Annotated in this window: 22 protein-coding genes; 11 read left to right on the plus strand and 11 right to left on the minus strand. The window is 27.9% G+C overall.

Annotated features, from left to right (window positions below):
• Positions 1-82: 82 nt before the first annotated feature.
• The gene (locus tag ACFOWD_RS06900; protein WP_377409190.1) at positions 83-2710 is read right to left on the minus strand and encodes a zinc-dependent metalloprotease; all 2628 of its coding nucleotides are present in this window, start codon (positions 2708-2710) and stop codon (positions 83-85) included.
• Positions 2711-2844: 134 nt separating this feature from the next.
• Here ACFOWD_RS06900 and ACFOWD_RS06905 point away from each other — a divergent pair, with 134 nt between their 5' ends.
• The gene (locus tag ACFOWD_RS06905; protein ID WP_298992356.1) at positions 2845-3969 is read left to right on the plus strand and encodes a vWA domain-containing protein; all 1125 of its coding nucleotides are present in this window, start codon (positions 2845-2847) and stop codon (positions 3967-3969) included.
• Between the two features lie 21 nt (positions 3970-3990).
• Positions 3991-5445, plus strand: a complete 1455-nt coding sequence (locus ACFOWD_RS06910; RefSeq protein ID WP_377409192.1) for a magnesium chelatase — start codon at positions 3991-3993, stop codon at positions 5443-5445.
• Between the two features lie 41 nt (positions 5446-5486).
• Here ACFOWD_RS06910 and ACFOWD_RS06915 read toward each other — a convergent pair whose 3' ends face one another.
• Positions 5487-6071: a hypothetical protein gene (locus tag ACFOWD_RS06915; RefSeq protein ID WP_377409194.1), complete on the minus strand. Its 585-nt coding sequence runs from the start codon at positions 6069-6071 to the stop codon at positions 5487-5489.
• Positions 6072-6090: 19 nt separating this feature from the next.
• Positions 6091-8490 carry a TonB-dependent receptor domain-containing protein gene (locus ACFOWD_RS06920; RefSeq protein ID WP_377409196.1) on the minus strand — a complete coding sequence of 800 codons (2400 nt, stop codon included), beginning with the start codon at positions 8488-8490 and terminating at the stop codon, positions 6091-6093.
• 188 nt (positions 8491-8678) lie between these two features.
• On the opposite strand from ACFOWD_RS06920, the gene ACFOWD_RS06925 reads away from it, so the two are divergent.
• Positions 8679-9725, plus strand: a complete 1047-nt coding sequence (locus ACFOWD_RS06925) for a sensor histidine kinase (protein ID WP_377409198.1) — start codon at positions 8679-8681, stop codon at positions 9723-9725.
• Positions 9722-10450, plus strand: a complete 729-nt coding sequence (locus ACFOWD_RS06930; protein ID WP_377409200.1) for a LytR/AlgR family response regulator transcription factor — start codon at positions 9722-9724, stop codon at positions 10448-10450. The genes ACFOWD_RS06925 and ACFOWD_RS06930 overlap by 4 nt, the downstream gene beginning before the upstream one ends.
• 206 nt (positions 10451-10656) lie before the next feature.
• On the opposite strand, the gene ACFOWD_RS06935 is transcribed toward ACFOWD_RS06930, so the two are convergent.
• The 4 genes from ACFOWD_RS06935 to ACFOWD_RS06950 form a co-directional block, all read right to left on the minus strand.
• Entirely contained in the window at positions 10657-11241 is a 585-nt protein-coding gene (locus tag ACFOWD_RS06935; RefSeq protein WP_377409202.1) for a hypothetical protein, read from the minus strand.
• A gap of 104 nt (positions 11242-11345) precedes the next feature.
• Positions 11346-12143: a M23 family metallopeptidase gene (locus ACFOWD_RS06940; RefSeq protein ID WP_377409204.1), complete on the minus strand. Its 798-nt coding sequence runs from the start codon at positions 12141-12143 to the stop codon at positions 11346-11348.
• Complete coding sequence (locus ACFOWD_RS06945) at positions 12144-13469, minus strand: M28 family metallopeptidase (RefSeq protein WP_377409206.1); 1326 nt, start codon at positions 13467-13469, stop codon at positions 12144-12146.
• A gap of 4 nt (positions 13470-13473) precedes the next feature.
• Positions 13474-14811: a hypothetical protein gene (locus tag ACFOWD_RS06950; protein WP_377409208.1), complete on the minus strand. Its 1338-nt coding sequence runs from the start codon at positions 14809-14811 to the stop codon at positions 13474-13476.
• A gap of 201 nt (positions 14812-15012) precedes the next feature.
• On the opposite strand from ACFOWD_RS06950, the gene ACFOWD_RS06955 reads away from it, so the two are divergent.
• From ACFOWD_RS06955 to ACFOWD_RS06975, 5 genes are read left to right on the plus strand one after another with little or no spacing between them, the layout of a single operon-like run.
• Entirely contained in the window at positions 15013-17331 is a 2319-nt protein-coding gene (locus tag ACFOWD_RS06955) for a hypothetical protein (RefSeq protein ID WP_377409210.1), read from the plus strand.
• A 4-nt stretch (positions 17332-17335) separates the two neighbouring features.
• Positions 17336-17875, plus strand: coding sequence for a hypothetical protein (locus ACFOWD_RS06960; protein WP_298992382.1), 540 nt, complete (start codon positions 17336-17338; stop codon positions 17873-17875).
• Between the two features lie 11 nt (positions 17876-17886).
• Positions 17887-18369 carry a hypothetical protein gene (locus ACFOWD_RS06965; protein WP_298992384.1) on the plus strand — a complete coding sequence of 161 codons (483 nt, stop codon included), beginning with the start codon at positions 17887-17889 and terminating at the stop codon, positions 18367-18369.
• Positions 18370-19329 (plus strand): DUF6175 family protein, encoded by a 960-nt coding sequence (locus ACFOWD_RS06970; RefSeq protein WP_377409213.1) that lies wholly within the window; start codon positions 18370-18372, stop codon positions 19327-19329. It begins immediately after the preceding gene.
• Positions 19330-19336: 7 nt separating this feature from the next.
• A complete protein-coding gene (locus tag ACFOWD_RS06975; protein WP_377409215.1) occupies positions 19337-20365 on the plus strand; it encodes a hypothetical protein in 1029 nt (342 codons plus the stop codon).
• Positions 20366-20450: 85 nt separating this feature from the next.
• Here ACFOWD_RS06975 and ACFOWD_RS06980 read toward each other — a convergent pair whose 3' ends face one another.
• Entirely contained in the window at positions 20451-20831 is a 381-nt protein-coding gene (locus ACFOWD_RS06980) for a DUF6249 domain-containing protein (protein WP_298992392.1), read from the minus strand.
• Between the two features lie 139 nt (positions 20832-20970).
• On the opposite strand from ACFOWD_RS06980, the gene ACFOWD_RS06985 reads away from it, so the two are divergent.
• Together ACFOWD_RS06985 and ACFOWD_RS06990 are read left to right on the plus strand one after the other, a co-directional pair.
• A complete protein-coding gene (locus tag ACFOWD_RS06985) occupies positions 20971-21555 on the plus strand; it encodes an RNA polymerase sigma factor (RefSeq protein WP_377409217.1) in 585 nt (194 codons plus the stop codon).
• Positions 21542-21952: a hypothetical protein gene (locus ACFOWD_RS06990; RefSeq protein WP_377409219.1), complete on the plus strand. Its 411-nt coding sequence runs from the start codon at positions 21542-21544 to the stop codon at positions 21950-21952. Before ACFOWD_RS06985 ends, ACFOWD_RS06990 begins: the two co-directional genes overlap by 14 nt.
• On the opposite strand, the gene ACFOWD_RS06995 is transcribed toward ACFOWD_RS06990, so the two are convergent.
• The 3 genes from ACFOWD_RS06995 to ACFOWD_RS07005 are packed head-to-tail and all read right to left on the minus strand — an operon-like array spanning position 21949 to position 24296.
• Positions 21949-22563 (minus strand): TMEM175 family protein, encoded by a 615-nt coding sequence (locus tag ACFOWD_RS06995; RefSeq protein WP_377409221.1) that lies wholly within the window; start codon positions 22561-22563, stop codon positions 21949-21951. The two genes, ACFOWD_RS06990 and ACFOWD_RS06995, sit on opposite strands and share 4 nt — an antisense overlap.
• Before the next feature lie 5 nt (positions 22564-22568).
• On the minus strand, positions 22569-23750 hold the full coding sequence (locus tag ACFOWD_RS07000; RefSeq protein WP_377409223.1) for a nuclear transport factor 2 family protein: 1182 nt from the start codon (positions 23748-23750) through the stop codon (positions 22569-22571).
• A 30-nt stretch (positions 23751-23780) separates the two neighbouring features.
• Positions 23781-24296 (minus strand): GNAT family N-acetyltransferase, encoded by a 516-nt coding sequence (locus tag ACFOWD_RS07005; RefSeq protein WP_377409225.1) that lies wholly within the window; start codon positions 24294-24296, stop codon positions 23781-23783.
• Between the last annotated feature and the right edge of the window lie 28 nt (positions 24297-24324).

The following is a 24324-nucleotide window of genomic DNA, read 5'->3' on the forward strand; positions in this document are numbered from 1 at the left end:
ACCCTTAAAATGATTTATATGTAAAGATAAAAAAACCGCAATCCAATAGAATTGCGGTTTTAACTAAATATTTCTTAAAAGATTATTTAATTTCTTTCATTGCGTTAGTAATTAACGTTTTTAAGTGATTTTTATGAGCTTTAGTAGCTAAATCACCTGTACCATTACTAGCCCAAGTTTTGATGTTTTTCAAGTTGTAAATTGCCATAGATTTTGCAGCAACAGAAAAACGACCACTTGTTCTACCTGTAACCATACTAATTAATCTTTGAGTATAAACAGCTTGTAAATTTTGTCTAAAAGAATTAATACTTCCATATACATCTGGTTTAAACATCATATTGTTTAAATCTGTCATAAAAGTAGATAACTTATATTGGTTTCCATACAACTCAGAATTAGAAATTCTCTGTAAAGTGTTTGGATGCATAATGTGTGCTAATATGCTTGTTTGATAACCTAGCACTTGTTCATGTATTTTAGGATCTTCTGGTCCACCAAAGAAATTATACCCTCTTCTTTGTCTTGCTAAATAGTTGTAAACTTCATTAGGCGTGTCAAAAGCATTAGGTGCAAAAATGTATTTCTTTAAAGCAGCCATTGCTCTTTTTTGATCTTCTAAACTTACAGGAGTATAAGGTTGAGTTCCTCCTTCTTGTCCATAAGTAGATCTATCTACATAAACACCACCAATAAATCTAGAAATAACACCTCCTGCAATTCTTGTTTGATTATGTAAGGTATAATATGCTCTTCTTAAATCTTCATAAGTTTCACCTTTCTTTAAGAATTGAGTTTTTAGATTTTTCATCATATCATTTACTAATTCAAATCTGTTGATAGAATACGTAATTTGATCATTAGATAAATCTCCAATCATTACTCTAGGGTCAATTGCTTTTCCTGGAGAACGCATATCATCTGCATCATTACCAAAAATTAATTCTGGCTCAGTACTTCTGTTTAATAAAGCATTTCTTTCTGCTTCACTTTTAAATGGAGTATAACCAAACTGAATAGCCCAAATATCATAAGGGCCAACTGCCATATCGTAATACTGACCTTGCTTAGATCTATCATTTGTAATGTTAATTCCTGCATAATCCATTACAGAACCTGTTAAAGCTTTTCCTTTAATAAAGTCTTTATCTGCTAATTGAGCAGGAGAAAATAACTGAGAAGCTTTCATATTATGGTTTAATCCTAATGTATGTCCAACTTCGTGCATAATTAAAGATTTCATACCTTCTTTTTTAATAGCTTCCATATCTAAAGCAGAAGCACCTGTTGCTTGTAAAACAGCAGTTCCTAACTGTAAGTTTTCATGCATTACATGACCAGCAGAACAGAAAAGTAAATTGTTTTTAGCTAAAAACTTCTTAGCTTCTAATTCTTCAGTTGTCTCCAACATCATGTTTTTAGAAGCATTATTATATAATTTATCTGCAAATACTCTGTTTGTAAAATGCACATATTCTAACATAATATCTGCACCTAAAATTTGACCAGTTCTTGGGTTTACAAAGCTTGGGCCATATCCACCAAAAGGAGGATTTGGAGAAGATGTCCATCGTAAAACATTATATCTTACATCTCCAGCATCCCAATCTGCATCATCTGGTTGAACTTTTACAACCATTGCATTATTAAAGCCTGCTTTTTCAAAAGCTTCATTCCATGCTAAAACTCCTTCTTTAATAGTTTCTCTCCATTCAACTGGAGTAGAGTTTTCTATCCACCAAGTGATTGGTTCTACAGGTTCAGAAATAGCTGCTTCAGGATTTTTCTTAACTAACTTCCATCTGTGAATCATATCTCTATAATTAACAGTTTCTGTTGTAGTCATGTCATTAGTTTCGGTTAAAAAATAACCAACTCTTGGATCATCCATTCTAACTTCGTAGTCGTCAGTTGGCATATTCATAAAAGTATGGAATACTTTTATAGAAACATTTCTACCATCTGTAACAGCATTAGAACCTCCATTAATTACAGAAGGATTACTATAAACATATTCAGTTTTTACATTTGTATTTTCTGGATAGTTTTTAATGGCATTAATTTTAGATTTATTTTTATCAAATCTTCCTAAGCTAAATGCAAAAGGAGATTGGCCAGGAAATCTAGGTTGTTTTATTCTTGTAAAAGTTTCTGATAAGAATAATCCATTAGCATCAATTAAGTGCTCACCTTTCTTTTTGTCAGAAGCTAAAATTTTACCACTTGCAATTACTGCTTCACTAATATTAGCATCAGCAGATTTTGAAATTGCATTGTTCTTGTCAAAATAAAAAGCTGTGTTTGGAGCAACAAATTCTATTTTATTAAAATAATTTCTAATATGAAATACACTAGAACCTCTATAAGAACCTCTATAAGCACCTGCTTCTGTTACACCATCTGCTATTTGTGAAAAATAGATAAAGTCTTTATTTAATTGGTCATCTTTTACTAAAAGCTTTACAGAACCAGTAATTGTATCTTGATAGATTGTAAATAATCCTTCAATTTTTTTGCTGCTTTTTGTTAAACTAGCAATAGTTTTTCCTTTTGGTTTTGGTTTTGGTTTCGGAGCTACTACTTCTTTTTTGTCTCCTTTTTTCTTTTTCTTACTCTTTTTTTGTGCGTTTACATCTTGAACGCCAACAATAGCTATCATCAATAGAAATATCCATAAGATGTTAAGCTTTTTTAACGGTTGAGTTTTCATATAAGTTTGTTGAATTTATTTAGCTAACAAGGTACTTTTTAGATATTTATCTAAATGTTAAGATTTTTATAAAATTCTAAGCTATTATTTAATTGCAATTTTATCTAACTTAATAAAGCCGTATTTTTATAGTGATGAAAAACTACAAGAAAAGAAAAGGTTTTGTTTTTAAAACCTATGAAGCAAAAAATCAATCTCCTTTTGAGAAACTTTTTGAGATTTTTAAAGAACTCATAACATATACTTCAGGTGATTTTGATGAAGCTATAGACTGGTTACGCTCTTTAGATAAAGAGTATAATCTAACCACTGCTGAATATACAATTGATGATTTTATCGAAGATCTAAAAAAGAAAGGATACATCAAAGAAGAAATAGATGCAGATGGAGTAGGAGGCACAAAAATTACTCCAAAAACAGAACGTGCAATTCGTCAGCAGGCATTAAATCATATTTTTGGTAAGATAAAAAGAAGTGGTTCTGGTAATCATAAAAGTAAATCACCTGGAATAGGTGATGAGCATACAGGAGATTTTAGAGCCTATCAATTTGGTGATAATTTGGATAAAGTTTCTATGACTGAAAGCATTAGAAATGCTCAAATTAATAATGGAATTGGTGATTTTACACTTTCTGAAAACGATTTGGTAGTAGAAGAGACAATGCATAAAAGCCAAATGAGTACTGTGTTAATGATAGACATCAGTCATTCTATGATTTTATATGGAGAAGATAGAATTACTCCAGCTAAAAAAGTAGCCATGGCTTTAGCTGAATTGATTACAACCAGATATCCAAAAGATACATTAGATATTTTGGTGTTTGGAAATGATGCTTGGACTATTAAAATTAAGGATTTACCTTACTTACAAGTAGGTCCATATCATACAAATACAGTTGCTGGTTTAAATTTAGCCATGGATTTATTGCGTAGAAAGAAAAATACCAACAAACAAATTTTTATGATAACAGATGGTAAGCCAAGTTGTTTGCGTTTACCTGATGGTCAATATTATAAAAACAGTAATGGTTTAGATAAATACATAGTAAACAAATGTTATGCAATGGCACAACAAGCTCGAAAATTGCACATACCCATTACTACTTTTATGATTGCTCAAGATCCTTATTTAATGCAGTTTGTTAGAGCATTTACGCAAGCCAACCAAGGGAAAGCTTTTTATACTGGATTAAAAGGATTAGGAGAAATGATTTTTGAAGATTACGAAACCAATAGAAAAAAAAGAATAAAAGGATAAAAAACAGTCAAAAGCTGAACAATGAATAATATAAAAACATTAGGAGAATTAAAGAAGTCAGGTTATAAATCTAAATCAATTAAAGACGAATTACGTGAAAACCTAATTAGTAAATTGATGAGTAAAGAAACTGTTTTTAAAGGTGTACATGGATATGAAAATACAGTTATTCCTGAATTAGAAAGAGCAATTTTAAGTAAACATAATATCAATTTATTAGGTTTAAGAGGGCAAGCAAAAACAAGACTAGCAAGATTAATGGTAGGTTTGTTAGATGAATATATTCCTGTGGTTGAAGGATCAGAAATAAATGATGATCCACAAAATCCAATTTCAAGATATGCAATAGAACTCATCAAAGAAAAAGGAGATGAAACTCCAATTTATTGGTTGCATAGAGATGAACGTTTTGCTGAAAAATTAGCAACACCAGATGTAACTGTAGCTGATATTATTGGAGATGTAGATCCCATAAAAGCAGCTAACTTAAAATTGAGTTATGCAGATGATAGGGTTATTCATTATGGAATGATTCCAAGAGCCAACAGATGTATTTTTGTAATTAACGAATTACCAGATTTACAAGCTCGAATTCAAGTGGCTTTGTTTAATATCTTACAAGAAGGAGATATTCAAATTCGAGGCTTTAAATTACGATTACCTTTAGATATGCAATTTGTGTTTACTGCAAATCCTGAAGATTATACAAATCGTGGAAGTATTGTAACACCTTTAAAAGATAGAATTGGTTCACAGATTTTAACACATTATCCAGAGGATATAGAAACTGCAAAAATCATAACCCAACAAGAGGCAAAAAATATTCAGAAAGACTTTATTAAAGTTCCAGAATTAGCAAAAGATTTATTAGAACAGGTAGTTTTTGAAGCCAGAGAAAGCGAGTATATAGATGCAAAAAGTGGGGTAAGTGCAAGGCTTTCTATTTCTGCATTCGAGAACTTGCTAAGCACAGCAGAAAGACGTGCTATTTTATCTGGTGATGATGAAACCATGATTCGTTTAAGTGATTTTGATGGTATAATTCCTGCAATTACTGGTAAAGTAGAGTTGGTGTATGAAGGTGAACAAGAAGGGGCACATGTTGTTGCAGATAATTTGATTAAAAAAGCGATTAAATCTATTTTTCCAACCTATTTTCCAGAGATAAAGAAGTTAGAAAAACAAAGTGAAGAAACACCTTATGATGCCATTGTTTCTTGGTTTTTTAATGCTGATGAAGATTTTGAGCTCTTAGAAGATTTTAATAATCAGCAATATAAAAATGAACTAGATAAAATAGGTCCTTTAGATGATTTCTTACAAGAACATCAACCTAATATGAATAAAGCTGATGCTTATTTTGTAAAAGAATTATTACTTTGGGGATTAGTTGAATTTAAAAAACTAAGCAAGTATAGATTTGCAGAAGGTACACAATTTAAAGATCCTTATGGTAATTTTATAAACGGATTGTAATTAAAAAACCTCAGCTAGTGCTGAGGTATTTATTTATTTATTTATTCTTTACTCTCAAAGACCCACCAAGTTTCTCCATTATTTGGATTAAATCTTATTTTTAAAGTACCAAGTTTAGAGTTAATTACATATTTCCCTTTTATATCTAAATATTTGTTATTTAATGTTGCATTGTATTTTCCATCAACGTAACTAAATTCAATTCCATTGCTAAGTTTAAAATAAAGATTCTTTTTACTTTCTAAGGATTTAGAGTCTGTAATCTTTTTTAATCCTGTTAAAGAATTATGAGTATAGTTTAAGTTATTACTATCATTATCTTTAAAATGCTTTGTGAGTACTAATTCTAAAGAAGCACCTTTTTCTAAATGATATACATCTTTCTCAGATTTATAGGTAGGATATACATATAGACGAAAACCTTCACTTTCGATATCAAGCTTGTAAGGGTTTTCTGAGTTTTTCATTTGAATATAGCCTTCTTTTGTTTTTACTTCAAATTTTGTTCCTGGAGGATACATAATGTATTTACTTTCTTTGTCATCGACTTTAAATTTTAAGTAAGTATTTTGAGTATAACTAATTAATGATACCATTAAAATAAGGCTTGTTATAAATGTTTTCATAATTTTATTTTTTAAGTGATTATTCAATTCTATTTTTTTCATCTTCAATTCCTGTTTTTCTATTTCTAGCTTTTTTAACTTCATTACTACCAAAGTTGTAGGTTAGATTTATTTTAAATTGTCTGCTATCTCCACCACCAGAACCATCTATAAATAAATCTCCAAACTGAGTGGTTCCACTCCAAGGTGATGTAAAAAGGATATCGTCTATACCAATTCTAACATTTAGTTTATCGTCTAAAAACTTTTTTTGAAGTGCCAGATTTAAAGAACCTAAGCTATTGGTTCTATAAGTTCCACCCCAAATTGAAGGCGAGTTATACCAACCAGAAACTTCGAATCTAAAGTCATTTGGAAGTTTAAAAGTATTTTGTGCATAAAAGCTTAATGAATTTTGAGAAATACCTATAAAGTCTGGGTTAGTTGCAATAAACTCATTTCTTGAAGCATTTATACTGATGTAATAACTCCACCAATCGTTAAATTTAGAAGGATAAGAAATGCCTAAATTATATACTCTTTGATTGGCAACATTTCTAACATTAATAAAGTTTTGATTATTGCCTTGAGCTTCTGTTACTTGAGCAAATAAATCTTTTATAAAACTGTAACTAAATGAAGTAGTTAATCTGTAATTGTAAGTATGAGATAATTTTAAATTATTGGTGTATTGTGGTTGTAAAAAAGGATTTCCTTTTCTAAAAGATAACTCATCAATTCTATACTCAAAAGGATTTAAGTTCTGGTAATTTGGTCTTTGTATTCTTCTGCTATAATTTAAAGCCCAAGAGTTTTTTCTGTTAGGTGTAAAAGTGATTCCTGCACTTGGAAACCAATCTGTATAATTACGTTCAACTACATTATTATTACTGGTTTGCATTGCTGTTAATTCTCCTTTAGAATCTGTATTTTCTATTCGTAAACCAAACTGAATGTTTACTTTCTTATACTTTTTATTAAAGTTGATGTAAGCTGCATTTATAATTTCATCATATTCAAAATCATTTGATCTAGTATTATCTATTTGATTTTGTCCATTGTTAACATTAAAAAAATCAAAGTCATTTGCTGTATTAATTTTCGAGAATTTAACTCCAAAACTTAGTTTGCCCTTCAAGAAGTTTTGTTCATAATCTGCTTTGGCAGTAAATAAATTGATAGTAGTTGGTGATACTATAAAGAAAGTGTTTTCACTGATTACTTGTGTTTCATCACCATTAAAATAAAAGTTAGGTTGTAGGTTTTCTCGATCACTTTTGTACTTACCAAAATCCACATCAACATTAAAAGAAGTTCCTTTTTTATTGTCATATTTATAGTTGATGTTGGTGTATAGATTATACACATCACTATCAGTATCACTTTCTGCTACTAAAACATTGTCTGGTTGGTTTTGTCCTTGAGGAGTTATTGGAGTTCTAGAATCATTTTGAGAAAAGTTATCAGAAAAATTACCAGATAAAATAACACCAAAAGTCGATGATTTATTTGTGTACCAATCAAAACCAAAACGAGCATTGGTTCTATTATAATCGAAAATAGTTTCTGATTTTGCGTTAAAATTGGTGTTGTTTTGTGTTCTGTTTAAGTTTAAAAAACCAAAACTATTTCCTGTTCCATTACTTACAGAACCATACAAACTTGTTTTTTTATTTCTATTGTTAAAAGACACAGCATTGTTAAATCGAGCAAAATCACCTTGTGTGTAGCCACTTGTTAAGCTACCATTTGTGCCTAAAGACTTGTCTCTTTTTAATACGATGTTAATAATACCAGCATTTCCTTCAGCATCGTATTTAGATGAAGGTTGGGTTATAATTTCTATAGACTCAATATCTGATGATTGTAATGTTTTTAGAAAATTTACCAAATCTTCGCCTCTTAAAACTGATGGTTTACCATCAATATAAAATAGCACTCCATTTTTACCTTCTACAATTAAATTATCATTATTATCTATGACAACTCCAGGAGCTTTACGAAGCAAATCAAAACCAGAATCTCCTGCTGCATTTATGGTGTTTTGAACATTAAAAACAGTTTTATCAGCTAAAACTTGTATCATTGGTTTTTCAGTTTTTATAACAACTTCTTCCAACTGTTCTGTAGCTGAGGTTAATTGAATTGTATTTAAATTTTTGTCATTAGTAATAATGATTTTATCAGATTTATACACCTTAAAACCTAAACTCTCTATTTTTAAATAATAGGTTCCATTTTTAACATTTGCTATTTTAAAAAAACCTTTAGAATTAGAAACAGCACCTTTTATAAATTGATTAGAGTCACTTAATAAAGAAATGGCAGCAGCATCTAAAGGATTATTATTAGAATCAACAATTTTACCAGTAATTGTAGCTTGTGAAAACGTAAAATTGCTAAATATGTAAAAGCAAAGTAGAGTTATACTATTTTTCATTATTTTCTGATTTTAATTTTGACACTACAAAACTATTTCAGAAGTAAAGTTTTTGCAATAAGAAGTCTTTTAGTTGCACTATAATCCGTTAAATGGTCTTGGACAATTCAACTTTAAATAGGTCAATTCGTCGATTTTGAACATTAAAAACCTCAGATTAATAGTATTTTTGAGTAAATTCTTACATCATGAAGAACATCACTAAGAAAGAAGCTTTAACCATTTTTATATTTTATTTGTTTTTTTCGTTTCTCTATAGAATTGTGCTTTGGTATAATGTTGGAGACTATGCAAAAGAAGGTTTTTGGGGTTGGGCAAATCTTTCAGATTACTGGTATATGGCTGGTATGCAATACACTTTTTATTTTTTAGCATCTATTGGTATTTGGTTTGTAGGCATTAAATTATTAAAAAATAAGCCTCAATATTTGCAGATGTTAACGGTTTTAATTTTGATACCTATAGTTGTTTATTTTGTTAGAGAAACACGTTATTCTTTTTTAGATAGTATTGGTGTTTTTCATTTAAATGGAACTGGTTCTGTTTGGGATTGGTATATACCAACATTGTTTTTATTATTTCAATTCGGAATGTTTTTTGCCTATCGTTATTTTATAGACAATCAAAAGAAAATTAAATTAGAAGCAGAGTTGAAACAAGTAGCTTTAAAAAGTGAATTATCTGCTTTAAAAGCACAATTAAATCCTCATTTTTTATACAATGTTTTTAATACCATAAGCGCCTCTGTACCAGCAGAACAAGAGAAAACAAGAAATATGATTGCTGAGTTGTCTGATTTATTTAGATATCAATTAAAAGCAAGTAAAGTAGAAAAAGTAACTTTAGAAGAAGAGTTGAACTTTATAAAAAAATATCTTCAGTTAGAAAAAGAACGTTTTGAAGATAGATTAGAAGTAATATTTGATATTGATACTACTATACTAAATGAAAAAATTCCGCCAATGTTATTACAACCACTCATAGAAAATTCTATAAAACATGGTTTGTCTAGTTTAATAGATGGAGGAGAAATAAAAATAATAGTTAAGAAAAAAGAAGATAAATTGTATTTTGAAGTTTCAGATACAGGTGTTGGAATTAAAAATAAAGAAGCTGTTTTTAATAAAGGTATTGGTTTAACAAATACTAAACTTCGATTAGAAAAAATGTACGAAAGCACTTTAAAGATATCAGATAATACTCCTAAGGGATTAAAAATAAGCTTTGAGTTATGAAAAAAGTAATTATTGTAGATGATGAAAAAGCAGGAAGATCTCTTATTAATGAATACATTAAAGATTTTTCTGAATTAATTGTTTTGGGTGAAGCAAATAATGGTGTTGATGCTGTAAAAATGATTAATGAGTTTAAACCAGACTTGGTTTTTTTAGATATACAAATGCCAGGTTTAACAGGTTTTGATGTACTAAAACATTTAGATGAATTACCTCATATAATTTTTTCTACAGCTTATGATGAATATGCTTTAAAAGCATTTGAAGTTCATGCAGTTGATTATTTATTAAAACCTTATACTAAAGAACGATTTAAAAAAGCTATTGAAAAACTACCATCAAATACTAACGATAATACTGCAAAAGAGTTAACAAATAGTTTGTTAATGGATGCAGAAAAATATCCATCTAAAATATTAGTACAATCACAAAATAAATTAGTAACTATTGCTGTAAGTGATATTATTAGAATAGAAGCCTTTGGTGATTATTCTAAAATTATTACTGATGATAAGACCTTTTTAAGTAATTACGGTATTTCTCAATTAGAAGACAAATCAGATGATGCCATTTTTTTACGCGTACATCGTTCATCGATTATTAACATTAATAAGATAGAAGAAATGCATAAATATGGTAAAAGTTATGACATTACTATGCAAAATAAAGATGTAGTAAGAGTAAGTAGAGGTTATATGGAAACCATTAAAAAATTGATGTATTGATTTCTTTACTTATTTAATCTTAACTTTTTTTAAAAAAAATATAATTGATTTTAAAAAAAAATGAAATAAAGAAATTGTGGTTTTCAGTGTATTTTATTTATAAATCTTTTAAGAATTCAAAAAACTAATAAAAGAGAAATGGCACCTTAAAATACATTAAGATGCCAATTCAATCAATCAACCAAATTAAAATTCAAATAATCTTTTTAAAAATTTACAGCAAATAGGTTTAAGCTATTCTGTAATGTTTTGTCTAGTTCCGTTTTTAAAATTTTGTTTAAATAAGGATAAATGTTTTTACCAATTTGTAGTGTTACTTGTTCATTAACATCAACATTAATAATTAATTTATTTAGTAACTCTTCATAGTTTCTGTATAATTCTATATTTCTGTCACCATAAGTTAAAGACTCTTCTAAAAGAGATAATTTTAAAATTTCTTCGTTTAATTTTTTTACAATAACTTCTTTTATAAAATTTTGTTTAGTATCAGCAGATAAATGGATGTTTTTATCTTTAGGTTGTTTTGTTAAACTTTCATTGATTTTAATAAAATATTGCTTTGTTTTAGAATTCACTAAAAATTTACCTTCAGAAACTTCTTTATGTTCCCAATTTTTTATCAAGATAATTTCAGGGAAAATGGTATTTATATTGACTTTATCATTATTCACTTTAGACTTTTCTTTACTAAGAAAATCTAGGTTAGAATTAGAGTTTATAAAATTATCATTTTGTGAAAAAGTTAAACTCGAGATAAATAATGTTACTAAAATTGAAAGTAGTTTCATAATTAATAGTTTTATACCTTAAATATAATAGTTTTACTATTAATAAAGAAGTAAAAGCTATTATTTAACATTGTATTTAACAAAAGATTAAGAAATAGAAACTGTTACTTATTTAAGGCGTATTTACCCTTAATATATTTTTTAGTAGATATAGAATTTAAGAGATAAGGAATTGATTCAAAACCCTTTTCAGTGGCTTTAAATACTCCAAAATGTAAATGAGGCTCAGTGCTCATTCCTGTATTTCCAGAGTATGCTATGGGTTGTCCTTTTTTTACAGAGTCGCCTTTTTTTACAATTACTCCATCTTTTTTTAGATGAACATATTGTGTAAATAATCCATCTTTATGATATAACATCACATAGTTGCCATCATTTAAATATTTTTTACTTCTGCCACCTTTATTTGAATCTTGCTTAATTGCTACTACAACACCATCTCTCATAGCACAAATTGTTTGACCAACATTCATTTTAAAATCTATAGCATACTTAGATCTTGTTCCTTTATGTGTAAAGTTTGTATTTTGTCCTTGTAATATTTTGTAACGTTTTCCTTTCAAAAAAGGTAAGGCATAATTGTATAAAGTGTCATAACTTTTTAAAGGGTAAGAAGTTCCATATTTAAGGCTAAAATCAAATTCTTTTAGTATTTGAATGCTGTCTTTTTCTAAAGAACTAAATGATAAAAATGTTTTTTCTTGATAAGCTTTTAAGTCTAAAACTTTTTGTTTTTTGCTAATAAGATTTGTTACTTTTAGATGTGTAGGACATGCTAATGTATTTTTTACATTAACATAAATACTATCATTTAATTTTTTAAAAGAGATATAACTTGGTTTTTTTTGGCTTTGTCCACAAGAAACAAAAACTAAAGATAAAACAAGTACCCTAAAAATCATTTATCTAAATACTTTATTAGGAAAAACAACAACACTTTCATGTCCATTTTCTCCAACTGCAGAAACTCCAAAAAAGAAATTATCAATAACAATACCTTCTAAAGTAAATTCTGTTACTTCTACATACCTAGAATTGTCCCAAGTTGGAGATGTAGTATCTCTCCAATAAATTTTGTAACCTTTAGCACCATCAACCTTACTCCATTTAAATTTTGCAGAAGGCTCAACTATACCACCAATAGCTACTTCTTTTGGAGCAGGAGGTGCCCAAGCCAAACTAGCTAAATTTATTGCATTTACAGCTGTTAACTTTTTTGCATAAGGGAAATTTACATGTTCAAAAGTATCTCCATATTTAATGCCATTTTCTGTTCTAATATCTTGATGTTGTTGCGTATAATTTTCATGAGCTTCCATTATTCTTACTCCAGCAAAACCTAAATCATTAAATGGTCTATGATGACCTCCTCTACCAAATCTATCTAATCTATAAATCATCATAGGATTCATTTCTGGCATATAGGTTTTTGTTGTTTTATGAATATATCTTGCAAGTTGTCTTGAGATGCCATCAACTTCACCACCATAAAAACGACGCATTCTACGTTGTCTTTCAGTTTCGTTAGCTGGTACTGGTTCAGAAAAAATTCTAAAAGCTCTATTATCAGTAACACCATCTACACCAGTAATATTACCTATCATATCATTATTTAAAATACCAATAATATCCCAACCTTTTTCTTGAGCATATTTTGCTAATCCTGCACCACCAAAAAGTCCTTGTTCTTCTCCTGAAAGGCCAACATAAATAATACTACTTTCAAATTGATATTTACTTAAAACTCTTGCAGCTTCCATAGTGCCAGCCATACCAGAAGCATTATCATTTGCACCTGGAGCATCTTTAGTAAAATTAGAGCCATCACTATTTCTAGAGTCTATATCTCCACTCATTATAATATATCTATTTGGATATTTTGTGCCTTTTTGTATGGCTACAACATTTACAACATAAGCATCATGAGGCACTCTTCTACTCATTTTTGTTGTCACTAAGTCTTTTTGATAAAATACATTTAAGCAATTGTTACAGTCAGATGAAATTTTATCGAATTCAGATTTTATCCACCTTCTTGCTGCACCTATTCCTCTAGTATCAGAAATGGTATCAGAAAAAGTATTTCTTGTACCAAACTCTGTTAAGGTTTTTACATCTGCTTTTATTCTATCTGCAGAGATAGCATCTATAATATCATATATTTTTTGATCTGTTTGAGCAGAAATAATGGTTGAAAAAAGTAATGCAATTAATGTAATTTGTTTCATTTTTTTATTTTTTAAATTTCCAAAAAGGTATTTGTACTTCATTTCTTAATACTGTATCTTTTTTTCTGTTAATGTATTTACGGTTTATTCTTAAAAGGTGTTTCCCTTCTTTTAAGCTATCGATATTTACATAGGTTTCGAATCCTAATTTTTTATTTTTATTTGAAGTTACTACGTATTTTGTTTTGTAATAAGTATCATTAATTTTTGTTAAATATATTTCGTTAAATGTTTTAAAATATACTTTAGTTAAACTGTCTTTTTTTCTGAAATCAAAGGCGTTAAAATTACTTGAAAATTTTATACCAGAGTTTAACCCTCTATGATCATCTTTTGGTTTAAGACCTGGGTTAAAATCAAATAACCTATCTTCAATATTATCATTAAAAATGATAAATATTTTTAAATAGTTGTCAGTGATTACTTTAGATTGAATTGTTGCTCTATTAATAAAATCATTTTCTTTTTTTATTAAGTCTTCATAATTACCAGCATTAGCAACAAACTCAGAAGACCTTTTATCTAGATTTATATAATTAGAATCTACATAAGAATAAGAGGTTAAGTATAAAATACCAATATAAACAGGTAATAAAATTAAACTTAATTTTTTACCAAATTTATTATCTAAAAAGTTGTAAACTAAAGGTCTATATAAAAAAGAGAGCGTTATAATATTAAAAACTCTATAAAAAGGAAAATAAATTTTACTAGTCCATTTTTTACGTTTCAAAAAGCCTTGAGTAATAAAATCTAAAAATGTAAAAAACATACCAATTAAGGTAAATAAAATAAGCCCTATTCCAGTTATACTAGATATGTTTTCCCAAATCCCGTCTAAATCGTTATCTAAAAAAAGTAAGACTAATATTAGAATTAATACAACACATAAAAAACTTGCTAAAAAATAAAAAATAAATAAAAAAGAAACTGCAAATACAATACTACAATAATCTTCAAGAGTTGCTATATAGTCATCAAAAGAGCCTATTTTTTTTTGAAGATATTTTGTAAATTTATTTGAGTAGTTAAGCTCATCATAATCTATATCTCCAGATACATAACGTAATCCTAGTGCACCAATCCATAAGCCACGAAGTATAACATGTATTAATAAGTTTGTAATTAAAATCCAACAAGAAATATTTATAGCAAACCATATAAAAGTTTCTGTTAAATGTTGTTCATGCTGTGCTATTTGAAATTTTAGAGCTAAAGTATCTGTAGCTGAAAATAGACCTAAAATAGCAAAACCAGAGATTAATAGTTCTAGTTGCCAACTTTCTTGCTGTAACTTATCTAATAGTTCTTTAAAAGTAGAATTATGTAGCTCTTTGCTCATATATAAATTTACCCTTTAAAGATAGTGAGCTTTTTAAAAATAAAAAAACCATCTTAATTTAATATTAATATTGACTTTTAAACTAAATTATATTTTTTGCACTTTATAGGTGTTTTTAGTGTGTTTAAATGATAATTATTGTGAAAACTTTATGATTTTAACAAGTAATTTGTTATTATTGCATACTAACCAAAAATACCTATGAGACCTACAATTAATAAGATTGCTGTAGCAATGCTTGTTGTTACCTTTATGCAAGCTACTACAGTTGCTCAATCAAAAACTCAAAAAAACTCAAAATTAACTTATCAAAAAGTATTAGATAAATACTATGCAGCTATAGGTGGTAAAGAAAAATTAAAGAAAGTCAATAATAAGTTGATGAAATTCTCTTCTAAAATTTCTACAGAAGTTTCTGGAAAGACCACAAAAATGACCACTAAAAATATTATGGCTGTTAATAAAGATGGTAAATATTTAATGTTAACTGGCGATGAAAAAGATTTACTAACTAAAATTTATTTTGATGGTGAAAAAGGATATACTTATTTAAAAGCCTTAAATTCTAAAACAAATTTTGATGATAATTTAAATAAAATATATAAGAATCTCTCTAGTTCAATGTTAAATGGATTAGAAGCTGAGAGTATACAATATTTACCAAAAGTGACCACAGATTCACTTAGAGGAAAGCAATATCATGTAATTGAAAGTTTTACAGAAGCTAACAATCAAATAATAAAATCTAAAATGTATTTTGATACTAAAACTGGGTTATTATACGCAACTTTTGGTACAGGAGCAGGAACAAAAACAGAATCTTTTCATTTAGATTACAAAAATATAAATGGCTTTTTAACTTCTATGAATACTATAATAGTTTCTGATTTAGGAAATGGTATGAAGTCTATTATTTCGACTGTTTACGAAGAGTATAATTATAATGGCTTTTTAGATTCTTATTTTACAGAAGATATTTCTGTTTCTTCTCAGCAACTAAATTCAATTACAGTTTCTAATGAAAGACATCAAAAAGGTTTAGCTACTTTAGGATTAACATCTGGAACTGTACCAGATAAAATTGATAACATTAGTATTACAAATAAACCTGTAGTTGTCGGAAATAGTTTAAGAGATATAGCCTATAAAGAAATATTAGAAAGTAAAAAGAACGATTCAACTCAACTAGTTTCAAATAATACGAATACTATAAAATCAGTAGGAGTAAAGACTAAAGTAAAAGATTTACAAGATGATTATAACAGTTTTGAAGATCTAAAATATAGAAGGAGTTCTCTTTATACAATGATGATTAACGATCCTGGAAGAGAAAGAAATAACATCATTAGAAATGCTTTTGGAAATACAGAATTATCAACAAAATTTAATGACCATAACATTGGTCCTTATTTGATTTCTGGTAAAGAATCTGAAAAAGATCAAGTACCTAGAATTGAAGCCTATTTAAATGAAAATAATGTTGCCAAAGAATTAATTGCTAAATGGTTTAATAGAGATTCTAATGGTAATTTTAATATGGATTTAGTAGCAGAAAGAGGGCAGTATAATGCATCAGACTTAAATGTGCAAATCGCAAAAAATTCTAAAAGAGGAGCCGCAATTTTAAAAGATGCAGGAGAAGAATTAATAGGTAACACATTTGTTATTGTCTATGATTATAAATACACCAATAAAGAAAAGACAGCAAAAAAGAGAGGTGGTTTTTTAAAAGCTATTTCTTCTATAGCATCAATAGCTGGTGCAGATGATGTTTCATTAATTACTGATGGTGTTAAAATGGCTTCAGATGTTGTAGGTAAAGGGTACTTTGTAAGAACAACTTCGTATTTATACAAATTAGTTTGGGATGATGAGACAGCTAATACATTTTATACAGAAATGTGGGTTGATAAAGATAATCCAGATCAATCAAAAAAAGAAGCCTTTGAAAAATCGAACTTATTTAAATTAAAATACGTTGGTAGTGAAATCAGTAGAACAAATTTACAATCAACTATTTTTACATCTAAAAGTAATGATCAATTAATTGAAATAGCTACAACAAGAGCCGTAGATAAAAATATAGGTAAACTTCAAAGAAAATTTGAAGAATTTAGAGTTAAAACTCCACTATTGTCTGGAGATCCGATTTCTGCAAAAATAGGAACTAAAGAAGGTCTTGAGAGGGGTGATAAATTTGAAGTTTTAGAGCAGCTGGTAGATGAAGATGGATTTACTTCATACAAAAGAGTAGGTACAATTACTGTAGACCCAAGAAATATTTGGGATAATGCCTATTTAGCTAACGAACAAGAAGAAGCAGCTGAAAAAAAACCAGAGAAAAAAAGTAACACAAAAAATATGTTTTCTGTTTTCTCTAGTAAGAAAAAAGATAAAAAGGATAAGAAAAATAAAAAATCTAAGAAAGAAGAAGAAAAAGTAGAAAAACCAAATTACACAATATTTAAAGGTAAAAAAGGTAAATACGCTTCAGGAATGTTAATAAGACAAATAAATTAAAATAATGGCAAATAATAAATTAAATCTTTTAGTGATATTGCTTTTTGTTTCAACAATTGTTTTTTCTCAAGGAAAAAGAAGAACAAGCGAGAAACAAAATATGAAATGGAATTATGATCTTGAATGCGTAGGCGTTGGAAATCAAGGAGAATATTTGGTCAAAGTCTTTTCATTTTACAGAAAGAAAAAAAGAAAAGGTCTAGATTTAGAATTAGCAAAAAAGAATGCCTTACATGGTATTATTTTTAAAGGAATAAACTCTAAAAGTAGAGATTGTGTTTCACAACCTGCACTTATTAAAGATGCCAATGTAGAGGAGCAAAAAAGTGAATATTTCGATTCATTTTTTAAAGAAGGTGGAAAGTACAAAAAGTTTGTAAACTTAACCACTGGAGGTGCTGTTGAATCTGGAGATAGAATGCAAGTAAGAATAGGAAAGAAAAAGTATCTAAAAGTTGGTTTGGTTATTTCTGTTAATAAAGACTTATTAAGAAAAGAGTTAGAAGCTGCAGGTATAATTAGAAAACTAAACGCAGGATTTTAAAGGTGATTATTATGAAAAGAATATTATATATAACTTTTTTAAGTTTAACTATTACAACATTAGTTTCTTGTGGATCAAGACAAGTACCCAAAGTAATATCTGGATATTATAGTTATGATACAGAATGTATTAGAAAAGATGCAGGAGGAGAAATGCTTGTTAGAGCTTGGGGTAAAGGGCTTAATCAAAAAGAAGCTGAACTTGACGCTAGAAAGAAAGCTGTAGACGATTTATTGTTTAAAGGAATTCGAGGTACAGATGATTGTAGTATCAATCCAATTATTTCTAATCCAAACGCTAAAGAAGATGCAGAAAGAAAAATGTATAGATTTTTTAAAGACAAAGGTAAATTTAGAAAATTTGTCTCACGTGCTAAAGCAGAAAAATTAGACGAAAAAGAAATAGGGCAAGGACAAAAAGCATATGGTTTGTATTTTACTGTAGATACAAGAGAACTAAGAAAACTTTTTGTTAGAAAATTAAAAAATAAATAGATGAAAAAATTAACGCTTACCATATTAATGGTTGTAATTTGTTTTACAACATATTCTCAAGCAAAAAAGCCAACACTAATGGTTTTACCAAGTGATGCTTGGTGCATAGATAATGGTTATGTTATAGAATATGATAACCAAGGAATTAAAGAAGTAGTACCTGATTTTAAATCTGCATTTCAAAGAGATACAGACCTTTTACTTGTTATTAGTAAAATAAACGGTTTAATGGCGGAAAGAGGTTTTCCACTAAAAAATGCAGAAACCGTATTAAAGAATATTAATAGCACTACTGCTATAGACAATATGAGATCTTCTAAAGAAGGTGGTTCACAAATTGCAGAATCACTTGTAGATCAGCTTCTAAACCAAGCTAAGGCAGATATTGTCATTCAGTTAACATGGACCGTCAATAAAGTAGGTCCAAAGAAAACACTAACCTTTAATATGCAAGGTTTAGATTCTTATACCAATAAACAAATTGCAACTGCTGCTGGTACAGGTGCTCAAACATTTTCATCAGAAGTTGTAGTTTTATTAGAAGAAGCAGTAATTTCATACATGGATAAATTTACCAACTCACTACAAGTGCATTTTGATGATCTTTTTGCAAACGGAAGAGAAGCTTCTATTCGTATAAAAAGATGGGATGATTGGGAGTTTGATCTTGAATCTTATTTTGGAAAAGATGATGAAGAATTGGGTATTATTATTGAAGACTGGCTTGCAGATAATACTGTCAAAGGAAGATTTTCTACAACAGATGCTACAGAAAATATGATGGTTTTTGAACAAGTACGAATTCCTTTGTATTACGATAGAAATGGCAGGCAAAGAGCCATGGATACCAGACGTTTTGCAAGCAATCTAAGTAGGTTTTTAAGAGATAAGTTTGGTATTGAAAATAAATTAACAACAAGAGGATTGGGAGAAGCTACATTAATTCTTGGAAGTAAATAAAATAGATATGAAGAAATTATTAAATATTTTTGTTTTTGCTTGTATTATTTCGATAACACAAGTAAATGCACAGAGAAATAATCTTTCAGATAGTGAAAGAGTTAAGATTGTTCCTTATGTTCCTCAACAAATAGAAAACATTTCTTTAATTGTTAGAAACAACCTGCAGAGTAAACTAGCCCAAATTGTTACTAGAAATGGTTTTGCAGGCTCAACAGGATTTACCAATAGATTTATTATTGTACCTAATATTTCTGTTTTAACAAAAGAGGTTGTTGCTGGAGCACCAACAAGAATTGCGTTAACTCTAGATGTAGCACTATTTGTTGGAGATGGAATTGATGGTACAAAATATTCAAGTACAAATATTACTGTACAAGGAGTTGGCATCAATGAAACTAAGGCATATATTTCTGCAATTAAAAATATTAAAGCAAACAATAAAGAAATTACAAACTTACTAGAAGATGCTAAATCTAGAATTATTGACTACTATGATAATAATTGTAATTTTATTATAGCTGATATTGAAAAATATGAAGATGCAAGAGAACTTGATAAAGCTCTAGGTATGGCAATGTCAGTTCCAACTGTGAGTAAGTCTTGTTACAAAAAAGCTGCTAGAAAAGTAAAACCAATTTTCGAGAAAATAATCAATACAGACTGTAAAGAATTAATGAAGAATGCCCAAATAGCTTGGAATAAAGGAGAAGATTATGATGCTGCTAATGAAGCTGCAGTATTTTTACGTAAAATAGACCCTGCATCTTCATGCTATTCAGATTTAGAAAGATTAGTTTCTGATATCAAAAAAGAATTAAGAAAAGATGAAAATGAAATAAAGGATGAGATTAAAGAAAATAAAGAATATAAAAGAAAGCAAGCAGAAAAGGAGTGGGACTTTATACTTCAAAAGCAACGTGATTTAACAGCTTATAAACTTAAAGAAATAGAAGCTTATAAACAGGTAAACATAGAAAGAGCTAAGAATCAAAAAAAGACAGATATTTATAATATAAAAGAGTGGTTTAAATAAAAAAACATAAATTAAAATCATTATATAAAAAAACCATCTTAGCTTAATTCTAAGATGGTTTTTTTCAAATTATTTTTAATGTAAATTATTCTTGATCTAATTTTTTTGTAATATTAAAACCAATTAATAAAGAAGCTCCTGCACATAAAAATATAGATGCTACATAAAATGTTTCAGGACTTATATACATATCTGGTCTAGTATTATAAGGCCCATCATAAGCAAAGTTTAAAGCTAAAACTGCACCTAATAAAACACCTACTCCTATACCCATTGCTAATAAACCAAGGTTTAAAATTAAAACTTTCCAGAAAGGAGCTGCATTTTTGCTTCTTCCTTTCATAAAAATACTTGCATCTGCTCCTTTTTCTATTAATGCTAATCTTTCTTTATTTCTTGTAGAAAAGTACAAATAGAAAACTCCAAAGATGCTTCCAAAAATTACTGCTAAAACTGCTACTTCCATATGATTTGATTTTTAAATGGTTAATTTTATATTGTTTGTAGCTTTGACGAATCATTTTACAAAGAGGTTACAAAAAAATAAAAATAATTTTTTTAATAAATATTGTAACCTTTATTTAAAAATATATGTCAAATAGAAAATGACTACAACTAAAGACCAACTATATATAGATAAAGTCATCAATGGAGATGCAAGTGCTTTTGCATATCTTGTTGATAATTATAAAAATATGGTGTTTAGTTTAGCATATAAAATGACAAAGAATAAAGAAGAAGCAGAAGAAGTAAGTCAAGATACATTTATAAAAGCTTTTAAAAATTTATCAAATTTTAAAGGCGATTCTAAATTTTCTACTTGGTTATATAGAATTTGTTATCATACAACTTTAGATGCTATTAAAAAGAATAAAAAAAACAATTACACTTTTGAAATAAACGAAGTTACTTACAATCAAATACAATCAGTAGAAACAATTTTACAAGGTATAGAAAGAAAAGAACGTTCAGTAATCATGGACAAATGTCTAATGAAATTAGCAGACGAAGAACGTAGTATTCTTTGGATGTTTTATTATGATGAGTTATCTTTAAAAGAAATAATTGAAGTTACTAATTTATCTGAAGCCAATTTAAAAGTAAAACTACATAGAGCAAGAAAAAAATTATTGACAATTGTAGAGAAAAATATAGAACCAGAAATGATAGAAAATTATGGGAGAAAATAAACACATAAAAGAGTTAGATGATTTTTCTAAAAAATATATAAAAGATATTGATACAGAAAAATTATCACCAGAATTTACTAGTGAATTAATGAAAAAAATTCAAGTATTGAATGTATATAAAGTACAACCTTTTACACCTTTAATTTCTAAAAAAGTTTGGTTTTTAATTGGTTTGCTTCTTGTTGCAATTTTATCTATTCCTTTTAATTCTAATGAAGAAAGTATTTTAAGTGTACCAGAATTAGATGTTACTTTTTTAAATAAATTTCAGTTATCAAATTTGATTGAAAGCGTTTCTATTTCTAATACTACTTTTTCTATCATTTGCTTATTTGGTCTTATGATTTTTATTCAGTTTATTTATCTAAAAAAATATTTTGAAAGTAGAATACATTAGTATTTCAGGTTGTGTTTTTTATGAAACCATTTGGAGTGAAAGTAACATAGAGGGCCTAAAAAAGCATAAATAAAACCAGGAAAACCAAAAAGTAAGCCTATTCTTAAAGTCGCAAAAATAAAAGAAATTAAGGCTACCAACACAAAAACAAAAAAATGTCGAGAGTAGAAAAGTAATTTTAAATCATTTGTTTTTTTATATGCTCTTAAATACATAAAACAGAAACATAAAAATATTAATAGAAAACCAGAGCTATACATTTGAAATATACTTGCAAATTTTTCAATACTTATTCTAACACCACCTGTACCTGTATTTATTAAAGAACGAATAGGAAAAATATAGAAAAGTACAGTAAATAAAAGCACCATATTAAAGGCAATAATCCAATTATCAATAAAATCTGTTCTTCTAAAGTAATTATAGTGTACTTTCCAAATTGCCATCATTACAAAAAAACTTACAGCAAAACTTATTAAGTTGGGTAGTTCATCTTGAAAAGAAGTAATTGTTGCATTGTTGCCAATTGTTACTACCATTAAAGTAGCTGCAAAAGCAAATACTCCATCACTAACACTTTCTAACCTATTTTTTGAATGAAGAAATTTCATAGTAGTTACATAAAAGTTACACTTACAATTTTACCGTTTTTAATACTATAAATAGCTACTGCTTTAAATGTTCTTCCATTTGCAGTTATTAATTCATGATCTATAACTTTGTCTTTAAATACAATTCGTTTTAAAATTTTGCAATGTAAATCTGGTGTATTTTTAAAAAACGAATCATAGTTTTCTCTCATTTTTTCTAAACCCTCATAACTTAAAGTATTTGGAAATCGATAGACTTTTACGTTTTTAGCAAATGGTTTTAAAAAAGCATTAATATCTCTATTATTGTATCCAATAAGTTGTTCTTCAGCTAAATATCTAGGTGAAACTTCTGCCACAATTGCAATTTTTGTTCCTTCACTATTAACAGCCATTCTAGAAATGTTATTGATGTTTTCATCAGAAAAACTAAAGAATAATTTAGGGTTTTTATCTGTTTTGGGATTAAATTGATAAATAGTAGATTGGTTGGGTAATAGCAAAGTTCCATTAGGTAACCAGGTAACATCTTCTGTCTTGCCAACAGAAGTAATGGTTTTTATTTCTTTTGTTTTTGGGTTTAAAGATTTCAATAACCAATACTTATCATTCTCCTTACTTATAAAACTCATTAATTCTGTACCAGGAATTTTATGTACAGAACGTCCTACGTTTTTTGCGACAGTTGTATTTGTTTTACTTTTTAAATCAGATATAATGAGATGTAAACTATCATTTACAATAACTGAAGCCACAACCGTATTTTCATCAAACCATGCAGGATATGCAACTTTTAAATCAGGAATTAGTTCAGTGCTTTTTTTTGATTTACTATCATATTTATAAAAACGCTGTAACCCATCATTGTCTAAACGAACAGCTGAAATTTGACTAGAATTTGGAATTCTTTGTGGTGAATATTCTCCTCCATTAAGTGTGTTTGATCTATAATTTAAATTTTTATTTGTTGAATTTAGATTACTTAAAACAATTTCTGTTTGTCCATTCTTTTCTGAAGCAAAAAGTACTTTATCATTTTCATAAAAAAAAGGCTGGCTATCATAACCAGTGTTGTTAGATATATTTTTACCATTTTTTAAAATATAGGATTCCCCTTTTTTTACAATATCAAAAACATGAATTTCTGTATTGGTTTGTGATAAAACTGAAGAAGAGATAAAAAATATAATGAGAATAAAAATTTTCATAAAAAACTATTTTCTCAAATATAATAAATTCTATAAAGCCAAATACATATGATGATTTGGATTACTATGTGCTGCAGATATTCTAAAATCACTTTTACCAACAATTGTAAACCCCATTTTTTTATAAAATTGTATAGCTCTTTTATTTTCAACCCAAACTTTCAACCAAATTCCTGTTTGATTATTTTTTTTACATAATTGAATATTAAAATCTAAAAGTTGTTTGGCTAAACCTAAACCATAATGTGTTTTTAAAAAATATATTCTACTTAAATAAGTAATATTTTCTGCATCAATATTTTCGCAAGGTAGATTTAAAACAATTTTAGAATAACCAACCACATCATTATTATAAGTTAATAAATAATACTGGTGAGTGTTTTCTGAAAGTTCTTTAGCAAAGTTTTTTACTGTAAAATTTTCTGAAATGTAACTATCTATATCATTTTTTGGAGCAGAATGCCCATGTGCAGGTAAAAAAGTTTCTATACTTAATTTTGATAATAAGTTTGCATCTTTTTGGGTAGCTTTTCTAATAGAAATCATATTGTACTACTTTGCTTAAATACAGTTT

Source organism: Polaribacter marinivivus, from assembly GCF_042651285.1.
GTDB lineage: Bacteria > Bacteroidota > Bacteroidia > Flavobacteriales > Flavobacteriaceae > Polaribacter > Polaribacter marinivivus.

Excerpts from the sequence above, each read along its gene's own strand:
- ACFOWD_RS06925 (WP_377409198.1), top strand. The coding sequence starts at position 8,679 with ATGAAGAACATCACTAAGAAAGAAGCTTTAACCATTTTTATATTTTAT.
- ACFOWD_RS06940 (WP_377409204.1), bottom strand. The coding sequence starts at position 12,143 with ATGATTTTTAGGGTACTTGTTTTATCTTTAGTTTTTGTTTCTTGTGGA.
- ACFOWD_RS07000 (WP_377409223.1), bottom strand. The coding sequence starts at position 23,750 with ATGAAAATTTTTATTCTCATTATATTTTTTATCTCTTCTTCAGTTTTA.
- ACFOWD_RS06915 (WP_377409194.1), bottom strand. The coding sequence starts at position 6,071 with ATGAAAACATTTATAACAAGCCTTATTTTAATGGTATCATTAATTAGT.
- ACFOWD_RS07005 (WP_377409225.1), bottom strand. The coding sequence starts at position 24,296 with ATGATTTCTATTAGAAAAGCTACCCAAAAAGATGCAAACTTATTATCA.
- ACFOWD_RS06935 (WP_377409202.1), bottom strand. The coding sequence starts at position 11,241 with ATGAAACTACTTTCAATTTTAGTAACATTATTTATCTCGAGTTTAACT.
- ACFOWD_RS06975 (WP_377409215.1), top strand. The coding sequence starts at position 19,337 with ATGAAGAAATTATTAAATATTTTTGTTTTTGCTTGTATTATTTCGATA.
- ACFOWD_RS06910 (WP_377409192.1), top strand. The coding sequence starts at position 3,991 with ATGAATAATATAAAAACATTAGGAGAATTAAAGAAGTCAGGTTATAAA.
- ACFOWD_RS06900 (WP_377409190.1), bottom strand. The coding sequence starts at position 2,710 with ATGAAAACTCAACCGTTAAAAAAGCTTAACATCTTATGGATATTTCTA.
- ACFOWD_RS06920 (WP_377409196.1), bottom strand. The coding sequence starts at position 8,490 with ATGAAAAATAGTATAACTCTACTTTGCTTTTACATATTTAGCAATTTT.
- ACFOWD_RS06980 (WP_298992392.1), bottom strand. The coding sequence starts at position 20,831 with ATGGAAGTAGCAGTTTTAGCAGTAATTTTTGGAAGCATCTTTGGAGTT.
- ACFOWD_RS06990 (WP_377409219.1), top strand. The coding sequence starts at position 21,542 with ATGGGAGAAAATAAACACATAAAAGAGTTAGATGATTTTTCTAAAAAA.
- ACFOWD_RS06965 (WP_298992384.1), top strand. The coding sequence starts at position 17,887 with ATGAAAAGAATATTATATATAACTTTTTTAAGTTTAACTATTACAACA.
- ACFOWD_RS06945 (WP_377409206.1), bottom strand. The coding sequence starts at position 13,469 with ATGAAACAAATTACATTAATTGCATTACTTTTTTCAACCATTATTTCT.
- ACFOWD_RS06930 (WP_377409200.1), top strand. The coding sequence starts at position 9,722 with ATGAAAAAAGTAATTATTGTAGATGATGAAAAAGCAGGAAGATCTCTT.
- ACFOWD_RS06955 (WP_377409210.1), top strand. The coding sequence starts at position 15,013 with ATGAGACCTACAATTAATAAGATTGCTGTAGCAATGCTTGTTGTTACC.
- ACFOWD_RS06905 (WP_298992356.1), top strand. The coding sequence starts at position 2,845 with ATGAAAAACTACAAGAAAAGAAAAGGTTTTGTTTTTAAAACCTATGAA.
- ACFOWD_RS06995 (WP_377409221.1), bottom strand. The coding sequence starts at position 22,563 with ATGAAATTTCTTCATTCAAAAAATAGGTTAGAAAGTGTTAGTGATGGA.
- ACFOWD_RS06970 (WP_377409213.1), top strand. The coding sequence starts at position 18,370 with ATGAAAAAATTAACGCTTACCATATTAATGGTTGTAATTTGTTTTACA.
- ACFOWD_RS06985 (WP_377409217.1), top strand. The coding sequence starts at position 20,971 with ATGACTACAACTAAAGACCAACTATATATAGATAAAGTCATCAATGGA.
- ACFOWD_RS06960 (WP_298992382.1), top strand. The coding sequence starts at position 17,336 with ATGGCAAATAATAAATTAAATCTTTTAGTGATATTGCTTTTTGTTTCA.
- ACFOWD_RS06950 (WP_377409208.1), bottom strand. The coding sequence starts at position 14,811 with ATGAGCAAAGAGCTACATAATTCTACTTTTAAAGAACTATTAGATAAG.